This is a genomic window from Rhodoferax bucti, assembly GCF_005876985.1.
Lineage (GTDB): Bacteria > Pseudomonadota > Gammaproteobacteria > Burkholderiales > Burkholderiaceae_C > Allorhodoferax > Allorhodoferax bucti.
In genome coordinates this window covers 81,285-96,656 of sequence record NZ_VAHD01000004.1, presented here as the reverse complement: position 1 = coordinate 96,656, position 15,372 = coordinate 81,285, and the positions used below count along the sequence as shown (strand labels likewise).

The following is a 15,372-nucleotide window of genomic DNA, read 5'->3' as shown; positions in this document are numbered from 1 at the left end:
TCAAACTTTAGCAAATTTAATGTTTAAAACATTTGATGTCAACATTATTATTTTTATCGATTTCCGCTAAATCAATGGGTTTTAGCTTTATTTCGTCATGCCGGCGGGGGACTTGAGCAAAGGCCCGGGCATGTGCGGCCTTGCTATCCTTACCGGGCTATGCCGCCGCCCACTGCATCCACCCCCGCCAGCCCCGTGCGCCGTATTGCGCACCTGGACATGGACGCGTTTTACGCCTCGGTGGAGTTGCTGCGGTACCCGCAGCTCAAGGGCTTACCGGTCGTCATAGGCGGCGGACGCCGGCAGGCAGACGACGCGCTGCTGCTCCGGCACGCCGACAGGCCTCTGCACCACATTCCGGTGACTGACTTCCCGCTCTTGCAGGGCTACACCGGGCGGGGCGTGATTACCACCGCCACCTACGCGGCCCGCCAGTTCGGCGTGGGCTCGGCCATGGGGCTGATGAAGGCGGCCAAACTCTGCCCCCAAGCCATCTTGCTGCCGGTGGACTTTGCGCAATACCGGCACTACTCGGCGCGCTTCAAGGCCCTCATCACCGAGATTGCCCCGGTGATGGAAAACCGGGGGGTGGACGAGGTGTACATCGACTTCACCCACGTACCCGGCGGCCAGCGCGAGGGCGGGCGGGTGCTGGCCCGGCTCATCCAGAAAGCCATTTTTGACGACACCGGCCTCACCTGCTCGGTGGGCGTGGCACCCAACAAGCTGCTGGCCAAAATGGCCAGTGAGTTCAACAAGCCCAACGGCATTGCCATCGTGCACGAGCACGATCTGGAGCCCATGATCTGGCCGCTGGCCTGCCGCAAGATCAATGGCATCGGCCCCAAAGCGGACGAAAAGCTCAAAAAACACGGCATCGAGACCATCGGCCAGCTCGCCGCCCGCGACCAGCAGTGGCTGATGGACACCTTTGGCCCCCGCACCGGCGCCTGGCTATTTGCCGCCGCCCACGGGCAAGACGAGCGCCCGGTGGTCACCGAGAGCGAGCCGGTCAGCATGAGCCGCGAAACCACCTTTGAGCGCGACCTGCACGCCGTGCGCGACAAGGCCGAACTCGGCGCCATCTTCACCCGCCTGTGCGAGCAGGTGGCCGACGACTTGCAGCGCAAAGGCTATGTGGGCAAAACCGTGGGCATCAAGCTGCGGTTTGACAACTTCAAAAGCCTGACGCGCGACATCACGGTAGACCACTACACCGCAAGCGCCCAGGAGATTCGCCGTATCGCCGGCCAATGCCTCAAGCGCGCCCCGCTGACCCAGCGCCTGCGCCTGCTGGGGGTGCGGGTGGGTGCGCTGCTGCCGACGGCCGAGGCGGAGTCTTTAGCGCCAAATAGGCCTCTAGCGCCCGCGGAACGTGCGCGAGCAGCTATCAAAAACGGAGCAGATGGGCAGGCGGACGGTTTGACCGGCCAGCTGTTTTAGCCTGGCCAGCGGCTGGGGCTGCGCCGGTGGTGCAGGCAGGCCAGCACAGACACCACCGCGTTATCCAGCACCTGAAAATGCAACGCGTAGGGAAAACGACGCAGCAATACGCGGCGGAATCCGGATTGCGTGGGCGGGTGCAGGTGGGGGTTGCGCTGTAGCTGCTCCGAGGCGGCGGCTATCACCCGTAAAAAGTCACCGCCCAGTCCATAAGACTTGTCTTCGTACCAAGTGAACGCCTCTGCGATGTCTAGCTGGGCAGGGGGCTCAAACAGTACCTGATAACTCACAAGCGCACGCCCAGCGCAGCGGCGATGTCTTGCAGCGTTTTGCCCTGCCCCGGGTTGGCATCGCGCCAAGCGGCACGGCGCTCCAGCTCTTGCAGGACGTCTGGCCGGGTTTCGGAGGTGGATTCGCCCGCGAAGTCATCCCACAAATCCTCGACCAATTGCAATCGCTCAAATTTGCCGAGGTGCTCAACGGGTTGGAGTGCAGCTTTCATACAGAAAGTCTAGCAGGCAGACGGGTTGACGGGTTGACGGGCCAACTGTTTTAGCCCGGCCAGCACACCGGCGGCAAGGCGCAAAGCTGGGGGCGGGCAATCAAAAAGCCCTGGATGCGGTGCACCCCGGCGCTGCGCAGCCAGTGGAATTCTTCCGCCGTCTCCACCCCCTCGGCCACGACCGAGATGCCCAGGCAGTAGCAAAACTCCACAATCGCCCGCACGATGGCTTGGCGTGGCCCGCTTTCGTGCACGTTGTGGACGATGCAGCGGTCGATCTTGAGCTTGTCGGGCTGAAAGTCGGCCCGCAGCGACAGGCCGGCGTAGCCCGCGCCAAAGTCGTCAATCGCCAGCCGCATGCCGGCGGCGCGCACCCGGTTGACCGCGGCGGCAAAGCGCTCGGGGTCGGTGATGGCTTCTTCCTCGGTCACTTCCAGCACCATGCGGTCGGGGCTGAAACCGCAGGCGGCGCCGGCGCGCACCAGTTGGTCCACCGCGTTGTCGTCCACCAGCAGGGACTCGGGCAGCAGGTTGAGCGACAGGCGGGCTTCGCTACCCAGCTGGCGGGCAATGGCCATGGCGGCGGCTTTGCTGTGCAGGCCAAAGCGGTGCAGCGCCGCGCCAGTGAAGGCGCTGAGCACGCTGTGCGGCGGCTCGCCCGCCGGGCCGCGCAGCAGCGCCTCGTAGGAGCTGATGCGGCCGTTCTCAAAATCCACAATCGGCTGAAAGGCAAACAAGGGCGCCGTGGGCGGCAGGCCTTGCCGCTGGTCGTCGCTCAGCGCGCAGCCGGGAATAAACAGCTCGCCCGCTTCATGGCGGCCCGCGCCGGGGTGGCTGTGGGCGCCGCCGGGCGTGGCGGCGGTGCGCGGGTGCCAGCGGCCACGGGCGAAGGCGTCGAGCACCGTGCGCACCCGGTCTTCCGTAATGTGGGCAAAGGCATCGTTGATAAACAGCTCGCGCCAGTTCTCCAGGGCCGTTGCACTGCCGTAGGGCTGCACGGGAGTGGGCTCGCCGTCTGCCCCACGGTCCACCCCCCCCTCCGCCACCAGGCGCATACCCCAATTGGCAAAGCGGCGCTTGGCAATAGGCTCGTAAATCAGCTTGACCACATTGCGGTGCCGCCGGTCTTGCTTGATTTGCTGTTAGAGCGGGAGGATGGCCGCGTCGTCCCCCTCCAGCACCTGCAAAAAGCAGCCCTCGTCAAACACGAGCAGGCCGGAGATGCCGACCATGGAATTGAAGCGGGCCGCGGTGACTGCAATGTCTTGCAAGCACGCATCGGTAAGGCCCGAAATGGCCTGGCTGGTGTAAATGAGCTGCGAGAGCATGGGTTACCTCCTGTCCAGGAGGGTGAAAGTTCTGCCCCATGCTACCCCGCCCCTTTGTGCCTGCCTAGCCCACCGATATTGCCTTTATTGATACACATCAAGCTTTTCTTGTGCGTATCAGAGCACAGGCGGTGGGCTTTTTCATGGCCACATGCACCACGGCTTACCGGGCGGACAAAAGTGAGGGGCGAATGCCAGGCGCGCGGTCAAGCGGCCGTCGGGCCCAACGAGTAGTTGCAGCGCTTGCGGCGCCGGCCACCACCGGCCGCTGCCGTAAGACTTGGCACGCAGCGCCTGTATGCGCCGCACCAGCCGCTCGCCCAGCGTTGCCAGCCACGCAGGCAGCGCAGGGGCCGTGCTGGTAGCCGAGCCCGTGCTGGCGGTGCCCACCCACGGCACCACGAGGCACAGAGCACCGTCCTCCAGCGTGGTTGTGCTCGCGCAAAACCGAGCCAGTAGCTCGTTCAGCGCCAGGGGGCCAGCCGCTTGCACACCGCACAGCCACTCGGCCAGCGCACCACGCACTTGTTTAAATGACGGGTACACCGCACACACATAGGTGGGCGCTTTGGGCAGCGCCACCCCTCCCACGATGGGCCAGCGCTGATGCCGGTGGCGCTTGCTGGCCCAACTGTCTAGCGCCCAATCTGGCACCGCAGGCCCCAGTAAACCGGTATCGGTTTGCCACGGCAGCGCCACCAGTTGGTGGTGCTGCACGCGGGGCTGTCGCCTCATGCGGCGGCCCGAGCCAAGTTCAGGGCCAGCAGGCGCTTCAGGATTTCTTCGTCGGGCATGGCGGGGGTGTAGTCGGCCCAGCCGTAGGCGTGGGCGACGGCTGCGTCCAGCGCCTCGTGCGCGGCGTGCAGCCAGGCGGGGCGCTGGTTGTAGAGCTTGGTGAGGGTGCGCTGGGCCAGCTCTTTCTCGAAGCCGGGTTTGGGCACGATGCGGTCGGGGTAAGGGCTGGTGGTCATGCCCAGCGGCACCACCTCGGGCACGCGCTCAGTCCACTCGGGCGGGTTGAGCCAGTTATCGCGTAAATCGTTGAAGCACTTAGCAGCTTGGGCGATGCCGATTGCTACTGTTTTAGGAGCTGCTAGCGCAGAACTAACGGGCGCTAGAGGCCGATTGGACTCTGAAAGCTCGGCCGGAATCAGCGCCCCACCGGCCAGCGCCTCAGTGCGCTGGTGGGCCGTATCGGCAGGCGTCAGGCCCTCGGGGAAAGGGAAAGTTTCGAAACAGGTGGTGGGGGTGTAGCGTGGGTCGTTTCCCACGCCGAGCCAGGTGCACATGCGCAGCGACCAGAGTTCGTGGAAGCGGCTGTGCAGGATGCCGAAGGTGGTGTCGTCGGCGCGGGTGATAGCGACGACGGCGCTATCAGGCAGCACTGCGCTGCTAAACCAAGCAAACACACGATGCTTGGATACACGCGGCGAAATGATTTGTCGCGGTATTTGCGCAAGTGCCAGCTTCATCGCGGGGCGAGGGTCTCCGTGGCACCACCAGTGCAAGCGATGCCAGTCGCGCCGAAGTTCTAGGCGTGTCGGTTTGACGTGCTGTGCAGCGTGAGCAAAAGGCAACTCGAAGAGGCTGGCATCTGACTCGGACATCTTGTCGAAGTCAACAACCCACACGTCCTCTGGACGGCGGGTAACGCTTAGGCCATTCGCCCACGGCCGCACCACTTGCGCGTTCGATTGCCCATGGGGATTAGGCTGGGCCAGCCACGCCACAGCGGTTTCGCGGGGTACGTCGAACGGGCCATTCTTCTGGGTACCAATGAAGGAGGCGCCCGCATTAGCGGGCAACTTGGCGGCGGTGGTGAGGTCGCCGCCACCCGCCGCATCTTGTGCGCTCAAGTCTGCGGCGATGGCTGCCACCGGGGCACCGTCCAATTGGGCGGGCTGATCGGCGTGGCCAAATGCCACCAAGGACACCCGTACCGCCGCACCGTCGTTGACCCAGCCTTCGTCACTCCAGGCTTCGTAAATACGCGTATCGACGCAAATGGCGTCTAACACTTTGCGATTGGCGCCGCCACGTATGGAGTTGGTAGACACCAAGCCAGCTGCGCCCAAACCATGGCTCTGGATAGCTTTGCGCGACTTCTCAAACCAGTAGCACACCAGGTCTGCCCCGCCGGGCACGCGGTCTGCATACACCTTGCGCAGCGTGAGGGTGTAGGCCTCGCCCAACTCGCGAATCATTTTGCGATCGCCCAAAAATGGTGGATTTCCAATCACCACACTCGCTCGGGGCCACTCTGCCTCCGTTGCCACAAGGGGCTGGGGCGGGGCGGATGTCGGGGCCGCGCCAGCCCCGCCCTCTGAGGACGAGGGGGCGTCCACCGGCGTAAACGCCAGCAGCGCATCGCGGCACTCGATGTGGTCCAGCGGCTCCAGCACCGGGTTGGTCTTGAAGTCGTAGCCATGCTCTATGCGCCACTGCAGCTCGCCAATCCACACCGTGACGCGCGCCAGCTCGGCGGCGTATTCGTTGAGCTCAATGCCCAGCACGTTGTGCGGGCCGGTGACCAAGTCGGCCTGCCGGTCTAGCCCGAGGTTGGCGGCGTCGAGGTGGCTTTTGTGCTCTATGTCTTTCAAGGCCTTGAGGCCCAAAAACAAAAAGTTGCCGCTGCCGCAGGCGGGGTCGAGCACGCGGTAGGCGTCTAGCTGCTCCAGCCAGCGCACAAACTGGGTTTGGGCGGCGCGGTGGTGCTTGTCGTTTCTTTTGACACTTTTGGCCATTAGCGCCCGTATTTCCTGCGCGACCAGCTCCCATTTTTGTAGCAGCGGGCGGGTGAGCACTGGTTCTACGATGCGCAGGATGGTGGCCGGGTCGGTGTAGTGGGCGCCGAGCTGGCTGCGCTTGGCGGGGTCCAAGCCGCGTTCAAACAGGGTGCCGAAGATGGACACATCAATGGCTGACCAGTTGAGCGACGCGGCGTTGCGCAGTTCGGTCACTTCCATGATGGTGAGCGCGGGCACTTTCACCTTCTTGAACAGCCCGCCGTTGAACCAGGGGATGTCGTCGTTGCCATACAGGCCGCCTTTGCGCATCACCGTGAACAAGTTGGTCAGGCCTTGGCTCAGGCGCTCGGGGGTGAGTTGCTTGTTGTTGACCAGCCCCTCAAACATGCGGCCGGGGAGCAGGCCCACGTCTTCAGCAAAGAAGCAAAACAGGCATTGGGTAAGGAAGTGGGCCACTTCGTCGGCATGCTCGTTGGTGCCGGGGCCGCGCTTGCGCAGGCCTTCGGCCAGGGTGGCAAAGCTTTTGGCGGCGGCTTCGGTGATGTCGCGGCTGGTCTTTTTGGGGCGAAAGCTCTCGGGGTCGGTCCACAAGCGGCGCAGCAGGGCTTGCTTTTCTGGCTGGGCCAGCTCGCCCAGCAGCACCGTGTGTACCTCAGACGGGTGGCCGTTGAACTGGGTATGGATGCGGATGGTGAGCCGGTCGCACACCACCAGCAACGGCGGGTTGCTGAGGGCCAGGCTGTAGGTGAGGAGCTGCTTGAGCGCAGCATCCAAATTGCGGCCGGGGGCTTTGTTTTCCCATGCAAAGTGGTTGCGCTTGAACACGTCGGCATAGCCACGGGCTTCGCCCACGATGAGGGTGTCTTGCTCAAACAGGTAGTCGCCATCGGTGCCGGGGGTGGGTACGCCCAGCAGTTGGCATAGGTCGATGAAGTGGGGCTGCGCGCCTTGGCGCTCGTTGAGGTCGTAAGCGGGGCCGCCGGGGCCCCATTTGGCGATGAATTGCGTGGCGTTCATGGGGCCACATCATGATGCATTTGTAGTGATGGCTTATTTGTAGAATTCAGTGCAAAAATTGAATTTGACTTTATTTGTTTTATTTGTTTTCAAATCTATTTGATCGTAGTCAAGTTTCAAAAGAGGGGTGGGTTTGCCCCTGCTTTATTCAGATTGACTTATCTATAGGCCCTGGCGCTAAATAGAAGCGTGCAGGGTCTTTAGTGATTTAAACGAATCCATTAAAAAAGGGGAAAGTCCATATGCGCGTCAATTTGCCGGTTACCCAGCGAGAGTACGACTACCCGTCCGACCGGATGCTGGTGTCCATGACGGACACCAAAGGCGTCATTACCCACTGCAACCACGCGTTTGTGGAAACCAGCGGGTTCACCTACGAAGAGTTGATTGGCCAAAACCACAACCTGGTGCGCCACCCCGACATGCCGCCCGCTGCTTACCGCGACATGTGGAACACCATAGGCCGCGGCCATCCCTGGACCGCGCTGGTGAAAAACCGCCGCAAAGATGGTGACCACTACTGGGTGCAGGCCAATGTGACCCCGATTCTGGAAAACGGCAAACCCAAGGGCTATATGTCGGTGCGCATCAAGCCCAGCCGGCAAGACATTCAGGCCGCCGAGGCGCTGTATGCCCAAATTAACCAGGAGGACAAGGCCGGCAAATCCACCGTGTACCTGCGCGGTGGCGAGGTGCGCTACCGGGGCGTGCGCGGCTGGGCCGGCGCGCTGGGCCGCATTACGCTGACTGCGCGGCTGGGCCTGGCCCTGCTGGGCATGGTGGCCTTGGCGATGACGCCCGAAATCTTGGGTTGGGAGCTGCTGGCCGGCCCGCTGGCCCAACTGCTGCTGCTTCTGGCTGGTGCCGGCGGGGTAATGGCGTGGTTCACCCTGCGGTTTTCGGCCGCCATCAAGGCGGCCGAAGAGTTTTCTTACGACTTGGCAGGCTGCAATTTGCGCTCTACGGTGTCGAGCGATTACCCGCCGCCTTTGGGCAATATGGTGGGGGCGCTGCGGCAGATTCAAATCAACTTGCGCGCGGTGGTGGGTGATGTGCGCGAGGAAATCAACAACCTCAGCCGTTCGGCGGCCGAGATTGCGTCGGGCAGTATGGATTTGTCGGCCCGCACCGAGTCGCAAGCCAGCAGCCTGGAAGAAACCGCCGCCTCCATGGAGGAGCTCTCCAGCACCGTGAAGCAAACCGCCGACACCGCCAGCCGCGTGGCGGAGCAAAGCGCGCGCAGCTCCCAAACGGCCACCGAGGGTGGCGATGCGGTGCACCATGTGATTACGACGATGGAGCGCATCGACCAGTCGTCCGGCAAGATGCGCGACATCATCAGCGTGATTGAGGGCATTGCCTTCCAGACCAACATCCTCGCACTCAATGCGGCAGTAGAGGCAGCCCGGGCCGGCGAGCAGGGCCGTGGCTTTGCGGTGGTGGCCAGCGAAGTGCGGGCCCTGGCCCAGCGCAGCGCTACGGCGGCCAAAGAGATTCGCGAGCTGATTGCCCAGTCGTCCGAGCAAATTTCGGAGGGCTCCAGCCAGATGAAGCGCGCCGGCCAAACGATTGATGCCGTGGTGGCTAATGTGAAAGAGGTGGGCAGCCTGATTCAGATGATTACCAGCGCCACCAAAGAGCAGGCCATCGGCATCTCGCAGGTGAATGAAGCCGTCACCCAGCTCGACACGGTGACGCAGCAAAACGCCGCGCTAGTGGAAGAGAGCGCGGCGTCGGCCGACGGCCTCAATGGCAGCGCGGCCTCGGTGTCGCGGGCGGTGCAGGTGTTCCAGCTACCATAGGCTCACAACGAACACGAGGCGGCCACGCCGCTGAACTGGACATGCCTGACAAGAGACTGCACACACTGGAAGCTCCGGAACTGATTCAACTGCTGAATGCAGTGCCGGTGCCGGTGTTTGTAAAAGACACGCAGGGTCACGTGATGTATGTGAACCAGGCGTGGAAAGAGTCGGTGGCGCCTGCCCTCGGGGGCACGACCACCACGGCGGTGAGCGAGATACTGAGCGCAGAGCAGCTGGCGTTTTTTTACACCCGGGACCTGGAGGCGTTTGCCAGCGGGCAACCTATCTTCAGAGAAGACGATGTGGTCGGCACCGGGCAGCAGCTCCCTCGCCACACCCTGACCACGCTGGCCCCGGTGTTTGACAGCGCGGGCCAGCCCGCCTTCATCGTGGGCTCCACCCGGGACATTACCGAGCAGCACCAGTTGCAGCAGCAAAACGCCGCCGAGCGCAGCCTGCTGGAAGTGCTGGCCTCGGGCGCGCCGCTGCGGCGCATCATGGCCGAGTTCATTGTGCAATACGAGGGCATATTCCCCGGCGTGATGGGCTCGGTGCTGTTGATGGACGACAGCGACCAGTACCTGCGCCACGGTGCCGGCCCCAGCCTGCCGGTGGACTACTGCACCGCGGTTGACAACCTGGCTGTGCAGGGCGTGGCCATTGGCCCCAACATGGGCTCGTGTGGTACGGCCGCATTTACCAACCAGGATGTGGTGGTGTCCGACATTGCCACTGACCCCCGCTGGGCAGATTTCAAAGACCTGGCACTGTCCTACGGGCTGCGGGCGTGCTGGTCTATCCCTATCCGCTCCACCAAGGGGCGGGTGCTGGGCACCTTTGCCAATTACTACGGCCGGGTGTGCATTCCCACCGACAACGAGCTGCAGGCCGCACGCCGCAGCGCCTACCTGCTGAGCCTGGCGATTGAAAACGACCAAAGTGCTCGGCAAATCCAGATCGACCGCCAGGCCCTGGAAGAGGCAGGCCGCTACCGCCAAGCCATTCTGGACAGCATGATGGATGGCCTGGTCACCTTGGACCGCGACGGCCGCATTCACACCTTTAACAAGGCTACCTGCCGCATCATGGGCTATGCGCCCGATGCTGCCCGGCCACACACTCTGGACGAGCTGCTGGGCGCCCCCTTGCCTCGCAACGCCGCCGGCCACCTGACCCTGCTGGACTCTCTGGATGACGCCGAAAGCAATGGCGAAGAGGGCACCAGCACCGAAATCAATAGCCGCCACCCCAGCGGGGTGCTGCGGCCTATCAATGTATCGGCCTCGCGGATTCCGCATGCCGAGAATGAAACCTTTGTCGTAACCCTGCGCGACATCACCCAGCAGCGCCAGGATGAGGAAGAAATCCGCCGCCTCGCCTTTTACGACCCGCTGACCGGCCTGCCCAACCGCCGCCTGCTGATGGACCGGGTGCGCCAAGCCATGGCGAACTCCACCCGCCTGGGCCAGCACGGCGCGCTGATGTTTTTGGACCTGGACCACTTCAAGCTGCTCAACGACACGCTGGGCCACGATGTGGGCGACGAGCTGCTGCAGCAAGTGGCCTACCGGCTGCGCAGCTGCGTGCGCGAGGGCGACAGCGTAGCCCGCTTGGGCGGCGATGAGTTTGTGGTGTTGCTCGAAGGCTTGAGCGGCCAACCCGGCGACGCCGCCACCCAGGCCGAGGTGGTGGCCCACAAAATTCTGGACGCCCTGGCCCTGCCCTACAGCCTGCGCGGCCACGCCTACAACAGCACGCCCAGCATTGGCATTGTGGTGTTCATGGAAGACCACGAAACCATTGACGACCTGCTCAAAAAAGCCGACGTGGCCATGTACCAGGCCAAGGCCGCCGGCCGCAACACCGCGCGCTTTTTTGATCCGGTCATGCAGGCCGCAGTTACCACCCACGCCGAGCTGGCCAAAGAGATTCGGCTGGGGCTGCAACGCCACGAGTTTGTGCTGCACTACCAGGTGCAAATGGACGGCCAGGGCCGCTGCACCGGTGCCGAGGCCCTGGTGCGCTGGAACCACCGGGTGCGCGGGCTGGTGTCGCCGGCCCACTTTATTCCGCTAGCGGAAGAGACCGGCATGATCCTGCCGCTGGGCGAATGGGTGCTCAACAGCGCCTGCCAGCAGCTCCACGAGTGGAGCAAAAACCCCATGACGGCGCACTGGACGCTGGCGGTGAACGTGAGCGCCTCCCAACTGGCCCAGCCCGAGTTTGTGTGCAGCGTAGGCAAGGCTTTGCAACGTCACCACGCGCCGGCCGACAAGCTCAAACTGGAGCTGACCGAGAGCATGCTGGTGGACGATGTGGAGGACATCATCGTCAAGATGATGGCCATCAAGGCGCTGGGCGTGAGCTTTTCGCTGGACGACTTTGGCACCGGCTACTCCTCGCTCTCGTACCTCAAGCGCCTGCCGCTCTCGCAACTCAAGATCGACCAGTCCTTCGTGCGCGACGTGCTCACCGACCCGAGCGATGCGGTCATTGCCCGCACTGTGGTGGCGCTGGGTCACAGCCTGGGCCTGACGGTGATTGCCGAGGGCGTAGAAACCGCAGAGCAGCGTGACGCACTGGCCGAAATGCAGTGCGATGCCTTCCAGGGCTACTTTTTTGGCCGCCCGGCGCCGGCCGATGCGCTAACCCTGTCTGCCGGCATGCAAAACACAATTCTGTGATCTGAGTCGCGCAGACTGGAGCGTCTTGCCGTTACAGTGCCTCTCAAATCATGAGAAACAGTTTTTTGATGCACCGCCGCCCGGACGCTCGCTCCCCTCACTCCCGCTTTGCCCAGTTTGCAAGCTTGGCCAGCCGCGTGGCCCTGCGGTGCCTGGCAGTGGCGGCTATGGCGTGCGGCAGCGTGGGCGCCTTGGCCGAGAACACACCTACAGCGCCCACCCGGCTCAAGGTGGTGGGTGGCTTGGCCGGCCTGAACCAATACACCCGCAACGAAGCCCCCTTCTGGACCGAAGAACTCTCCCGCCTGACGGACGGCAAATACACCGCAGAGATTGCGCCGTTTGACCAATCCGGCATTCCCGGCGACGAGATGCTGCGGCTGATGCAGCTGGGCGTGGTGCCGCTGGGCACGGCGCTGCTAAGCCAAGCCTCTGCCCAGGCTCCGGAGTTTGCGGCGGCAGACCTGGCGGGCATGAACCCCGACATCCAGACCCTGCGCAAAAACATTTCCGCATTTCGCCCTTACCTCGAAAAAACCCTGCGCAACCGCCACCACATTGAGCTGCTGGCCATTTACACCTACCCGGCGCAGGTGGTGTTTTGCAAAAAACCGATTGCCTCGCTGGCCGACCTGGCCGGGCGGCGGGTACGGGTGTCGGGCATTACCCAATCCGACTTTGTGGGTGCACTGGGCGCCATTCCGGTAGTGACCGGCTTTGCACAAATATTGCCCAACATGGCCTCAGGCAATACCGAGTGCGCCATTACCGGCACCATGTCGGGCAATGTGCTGGGCCTGCACGAAGTCACCAGCTATGTGTATACGCTGCCCATCACCTGGGGCCTGGCTATTTTTGGTGCCAACACCACCGCCTGGGAGGCCCTGCCCTCGGACCTGCGCACCGTGCTGCGCCGCGAGTTGCCCAAGCTGGAAGCCGCCATCTGGCATGAGAGCGACTTGCAAACCAACGAGGGCTTGGCCTGCAACCGGGGCGCGCCCGAATGTGTGAATGGCCGCCGGGGCCGCATAAAAGAAGTATTGGCCACCGCCGCAGACGAAAAACTGCGGCAAAACATCCTGCACCAGGTGGTGCTGCCCCGTTGGCTGCAGCGCTGCAACAGCCGCTGCAAAGCAATCTGGGAGCAGACCATAGGCGCACAGCAGCCACCGCTGCTCGCCCCGAGCACCGGCAAGCCCTGACATGAAAAAGCCCTACGCCCCCGAGAGCCGGTTCGTCGTCCTGCTGACCGCCATACTGATACTGGCCGTGGTCAGCGCAGGGCTGTTGCTGGCGCGCAATCTGCACCAGAGTGCCATTGCCGATGGCAAAGCCCAGGCCGAACGCTTTGTGACCGGCGCGCAAGCCGCGGTGAACCGCAGCTTTCTGGGGGTGGATGTGCTGCTGGCCAGCCTCAACAGCCAACTCAACCTCGAAAACATGCAAGCCGATTGGCTGGAAGGCCCGCTGGCGGGCAAGCTGATCCAGGGCGCCACGCGGCAAAACCTGCTGGTGCGCAACGTGTGGCTGTTGGATGCCGAAGGCACAGTCATCGCTTCTTCCGAAAGCCCGGAAAACGAAGCCACCCTGGGCACCTTGCCCGGCTTTGTAAAGCTGGCCATCGAGCAGCCCGTATCCACCCTGCTCATCAGCCAGCCGGTGCTCAGCCCCAGCAGTTCGGAGCCGATGCTGTACTTTGCCCGCCACCTCAAACTGGCAGACGGCAAGAAGCTGCTGGCGGTGGCCGAGGTGCCGGTGAATCTGATCACCACCATCATGGTGCAAGGTGCGGACATCACCCAACTGGAAACCACCCTGGAACGCGCCAACGGGCAGCTGCTGGCCAGCATGCCCGCCCAGGATGCCCTGACCGGCCTGCTCCTGAGCCCAGCGCTCGGCAATTCCCCGGATACCAACACCGCTGCGGTGCAAATGCAATCACGCATCAGCCAACGGCCGGCAGTCGTGGCCTCGCGGGCCACGCTCTACAACGAGTTGATGATCACCGCCAGCATTCCCATGGACACGGTGCTCGCAGACTGGAATGTGCAGTTGCAGGTGATTGTGTTTGTCACGGCGCTCTCGGTGCTGTTTTTTGCGGTCTCGGGCTATGCCGGGGTGCGCTACCTGCAGAGCATGGTGCAGGCCCAGCACTCCATCAGCGTGGCCAAGGCCACGACCGACCAGGCGCTGGAAGCCATGGAAAGCGGCTTTTTGCTACTGGATGCCCAGCGCCGCGTCGTCACCTGGAACCGGCGCTACCTGCAGATGTACCCCTGGCAGGCGGCAGACATCCACGTCGGCCGCTCGTTTGAAGAGATGCTGCACATCACCGCCAGCGAAACGCTGGGCGAGGTGAGCGAAGACGCCCGCCGGCGCTGGGTTGCCAACCGCATGGCCATGCTCTCTCAGGGGCTGCACAGCCATGAACGGGAATTCCCCAACGGGCATGTGATTGAAATCACCGAGCGGGCCACACCGGACGGAGGCGTGGTCATCGTTTACCAGGACGTCACCCGCCTGCGTCGTGCCAGCGCCGAGATTGAGCAACTCGCCTTTTTCGACCCGCTCACCAACCTGCCCAACCGCCGCCTGCTGGCCGACCGGCTGCAGCAAGCCATTGCCGCCACCCTGCGCACCGAGCGGCATGGGGCCCTGCTGTTTCTGGACCTGGACCACTTCAAAACCCTGAATGACACCTTGGGCCACGACGTAGGCGACCTGCTGCTGCAACAAGTGGCTGCGCGCGTCAAAAACTGTGTGCGCGAGGCCGATACCGTGGCGCGGCTGGGCGGCGACGAGTTTGTGGTGATGCTGCTGGACCTGAGCGCAGACCCCGGCGAAGCGGCACGCCAGACCCAGCTGGTGGGCGACAATGTGCTCCGCTCCCTGAACCAGCCCTACGACCTCAAAGGCAAGCAATACAACAGCTCGGCCAGTATCGGGGTGGCCCTGTTCGGCGACGGCAAGCAATCGGCTGCAGAGCTGCTCAAGCAGGCAGACATTGCGATGTACCAGGTGAAAAACTCCGGGCGCAACGCCTTGTGTTTTTTCGACCCCGGCATGCTCGCTGCGATTGAGAGCCGGGCCAACCTCGAAAACGACCTGCGCCACGGCCTGGCAGAGCGGCAGTTTGAGCTGTTTTACCAACTGCAAGTCACCGACACCGGCCTGCCGGTGGGGGCCGAGGCGCTCATCCGCTGGCACCACCCGAGCAAAGGGCTGGTGGCACCGGGTGAATTCATCGGGCTGGCAGAAGACACCGGCCTCATCGTGCCCATGGGCTTGTGGGTGCTCGAAGAAGCCTGCCGCCAACTGGTGGCTTGGCGGGCTGACCCGCGCACCGCCGCGCTGCAGCTCTCGGTGAACGTAAGCGCACGGCAGTTCCGGCACAGCGAATTTGTGGACCAGGTACGCCAGGTGCTGCGCCACAGCGGCGCCCCCGCCCATTTGCTCAAGCTGGAGCTGACGGAGAGCCTGGTGCTGGACAACGTGGACGACACCGTCGTGAAAATGCATGCCCTCAAGCAACTGGGCGTGCGCTTTTCCATGGACGACTTTGGCACCGGCCATTCCTCGCTGGCCTACCTCACCCGCCTGCCGCTGGACCAGCTCAAGATCGACCAGTCCTTCGTGCGCAACATCGGGGTGCAGGCCACCGACTCGATGATCATCCAGACCATCATCGGCATGGGCAACAACCTCGGGCTGGAGGTGCTGGCCGAAGGCGTGGAAACCGAGGCGCAGCGCGACTTCCTGGCCCGCCACGGCTGCCACCGCTGCCAAGGCTATCTATTCGGCAAGCCGGTTCCCTTGGCTGCGTTTGAAGCCCAGCTTCTGAATTAA

General features: G+C 63.3%; 10 protein-coding genes and 1 pseudogene. 5 read left to right on the top strand and 6 right to left on the bottom strand.

From position 1 onward, the window contains the following. The first annotated feature begins 159 nt into the window (after positions 1 to 159). A complete protein-coding gene (gene dinB, locus FDM28_RS14950; protein ID WP_138516524.1) occupies positions 160 to 1,443 on the top strand; it encodes a DNA polymerase IV in 1,284 nt (427 codons plus the stop codon). On the opposite strand, the gene FDM28_RS14945 is transcribed toward dinB, so the two are convergent. The 6 genes and pseudogenes from FDM28_RS14945 to FDM28_RS17995 form a co-directional block, all read right to left on the bottom strand. After that, entirely contained in the window at positions 1,440 to 1,733 is a 294-nt protein-coding gene (locus FDM28_RS14945; protein ID WP_170211806.1) for a type II toxin-antitoxin system RelE/ParE family toxin, read from the bottom strand. The two genes, dinB and FDM28_RS14945, sit on opposite strands and share 4 nt — an antisense overlap. Next, on the bottom strand, positions 1,730 to 1,945 hold the full coding sequence (locus tag FDM28_RS14940; RefSeq protein WP_138516520.1) for an addiction module protein: 216 nt from the start codon (positions 1,943 to 1,945) through the stop codon (positions 1,730 to 1,732). Before FDM28_RS14940 ends, FDM28_RS14945 begins: the two co-directional genes overlap by 4 nt. Before the next feature lie 50 nt (positions 1,946 to 1,995). Next, positions 1,996 to 3,000 (bottom strand): EAL domain-containing protein, encoded by a 1,005-nt coding sequence (locus FDM28_RS14935; RefSeq protein WP_138516850.1) that lies wholly within the window; start codon positions 2,998 to 3,000, stop codon positions 1,996 to 1,998. A gap of 9 nt (positions 3,001 to 3,009) precedes the next feature. Beyond that, positions 3,010 to 3,273, bottom strand: a pseudogene (locus FDM28_RS14930) (BLUF domain-containing protein); the annotation flags it as partial. 141 nt (positions 3,274 to 3,414) lie between these two features. Beyond that, on the bottom strand, positions 3,415 to 4,008 hold the full coding sequence (locus FDM28_RS14925; protein WP_138516516.1) for a hypothetical protein: 594 nt from the start codon (positions 4,006 to 4,008) through the stop codon (positions 3,415 to 3,417). Beyond that, on the bottom strand, positions 4,005 to 7,037 hold the full coding sequence (locus FDM28_RS17995) for a class I SAM-dependent DNA methyltransferase (RefSeq protein ID WP_138516513.1): 3,033 nt from the start codon (positions 7,035 to 7,037) through the stop codon (positions 4,005 to 4,007). The genes FDM28_RS14925 and FDM28_RS17995 overlap by 4 nt, the downstream gene beginning before the upstream one ends. Positions 7,038 to 7,279: 242 nt before the next feature. On the opposite strand from FDM28_RS17995, the gene FDM28_RS14915 reads away from it, so the two are divergent. From FDM28_RS14915 to FDM28_RS14900, 4 genes are read left to right on the top strand one after another with little or no spacing between them, the layout of a single operon-like run. Continuing rightward, positions 7,280 to 8,839 carry a methyl-accepting chemotaxis protein gene (locus FDM28_RS14915; RefSeq protein WP_138516511.1) on the top strand — a complete coding sequence of 520 codons (1,560 nt, stop codon included), beginning with the start codon at positions 7,280 to 7,282 and terminating at the stop codon, positions 8,837 to 8,839. A gap of 41 nt (positions 8,840 to 8,880) precedes the next feature. Further along, entirely contained in the window at positions 8,881 to 11,526 is a 2,646-nt protein-coding gene (locus FDM28_RS14910) for a sensor domain-containing protein (protein WP_138516509.1), read from the top strand. Between the two features lie 50 nt (positions 11,527 to 11,576). Beyond that, the gene (locus tag FDM28_RS14905; RefSeq protein ID WP_240792031.1) at positions 11,577 to 12,728 is read left to right on the top strand and encodes a TRAP transporter substrate-binding protein; all 1,152 of its coding nucleotides are present in this window, start codon (positions 11,577 to 11,579) and stop codon (positions 12,726 to 12,728) included. 1 nt (position 12,729) lies between these two features. Then, positions 12,730 to 15,372, top strand: a complete 2,643-nt coding sequence (locus FDM28_RS14900) for a bifunctional diguanylate cyclase/phosphodiesterase (protein WP_138516507.1) — start codon at positions 12,730 to 12,732, stop codon at positions 15,370 to 15,372.

What these genes read in the sequence shown, in the direction of transcription:
- dinB (WP_138516524.1), top strand. Translation starts at nt 160, where the DNA reads ATGCCGCCGCCCACTGCATCCACCCCCGCCAGCCCCGTGCGCCGTATT.
- FDM28_RS14940 (WP_138516520.1), bottom strand. Translation starts at nt 1,945, where the DNA reads ATGAAAGCTGCACTCCAACCCGTTGAGCACCTCGGCAAATTTGAGCGA.
- FDM28_RS14935 (WP_138516850.1), bottom strand. Translation starts at nt 3,000, where the DNA reads ATGCGCCTGGTGGCGGAGGGGGGGGTGGACCGTGGGGCAGACGGCGAG.
- FDM28_RS14925 (WP_138516516.1), bottom strand. Translation starts at nt 4,008, where the DNA reads ATGAGGCGACAGCCCCGCGTGCAGCACCACCAACTGGTGGCGCTGCCG.
- FDM28_RS17995 (WP_138516513.1), bottom strand. Translation starts at nt 7,037, where the DNA reads ATGAACGCCACGCAATTCATCGCCAAATGGGGCCCCGGCGGCCCCGCT.
- FDM28_RS14915 (WP_138516511.1), top strand. Translation starts at nt 7,280, where the DNA reads ATGCGCGTCAATTTGCCGGTTACCCAGCGAGAGTACGACTACCCGTCC.
- FDM28_RS14910 (WP_138516509.1), top strand. Translation starts at nt 8,881, where the DNA reads ATGCCTGACAAGAGACTGCACACACTGGAAGCTCCGGAACTGATTCAA.
- FDM28_RS14905 (WP_240792031.1), top strand. Translation starts at nt 11,577, where the DNA reads ATGAGAAACAGTTTTTTGATGCACCGCCGCCCGGACGCTCGCTCCCCT.
- FDM28_RS14900 (WP_138516507.1), top strand. Translation starts at nt 12,730, where the DNA reads ATGAAAAAGCCCTACGCCCCCGAGAGCCGGTTCGTCGTCCTGCTGACC.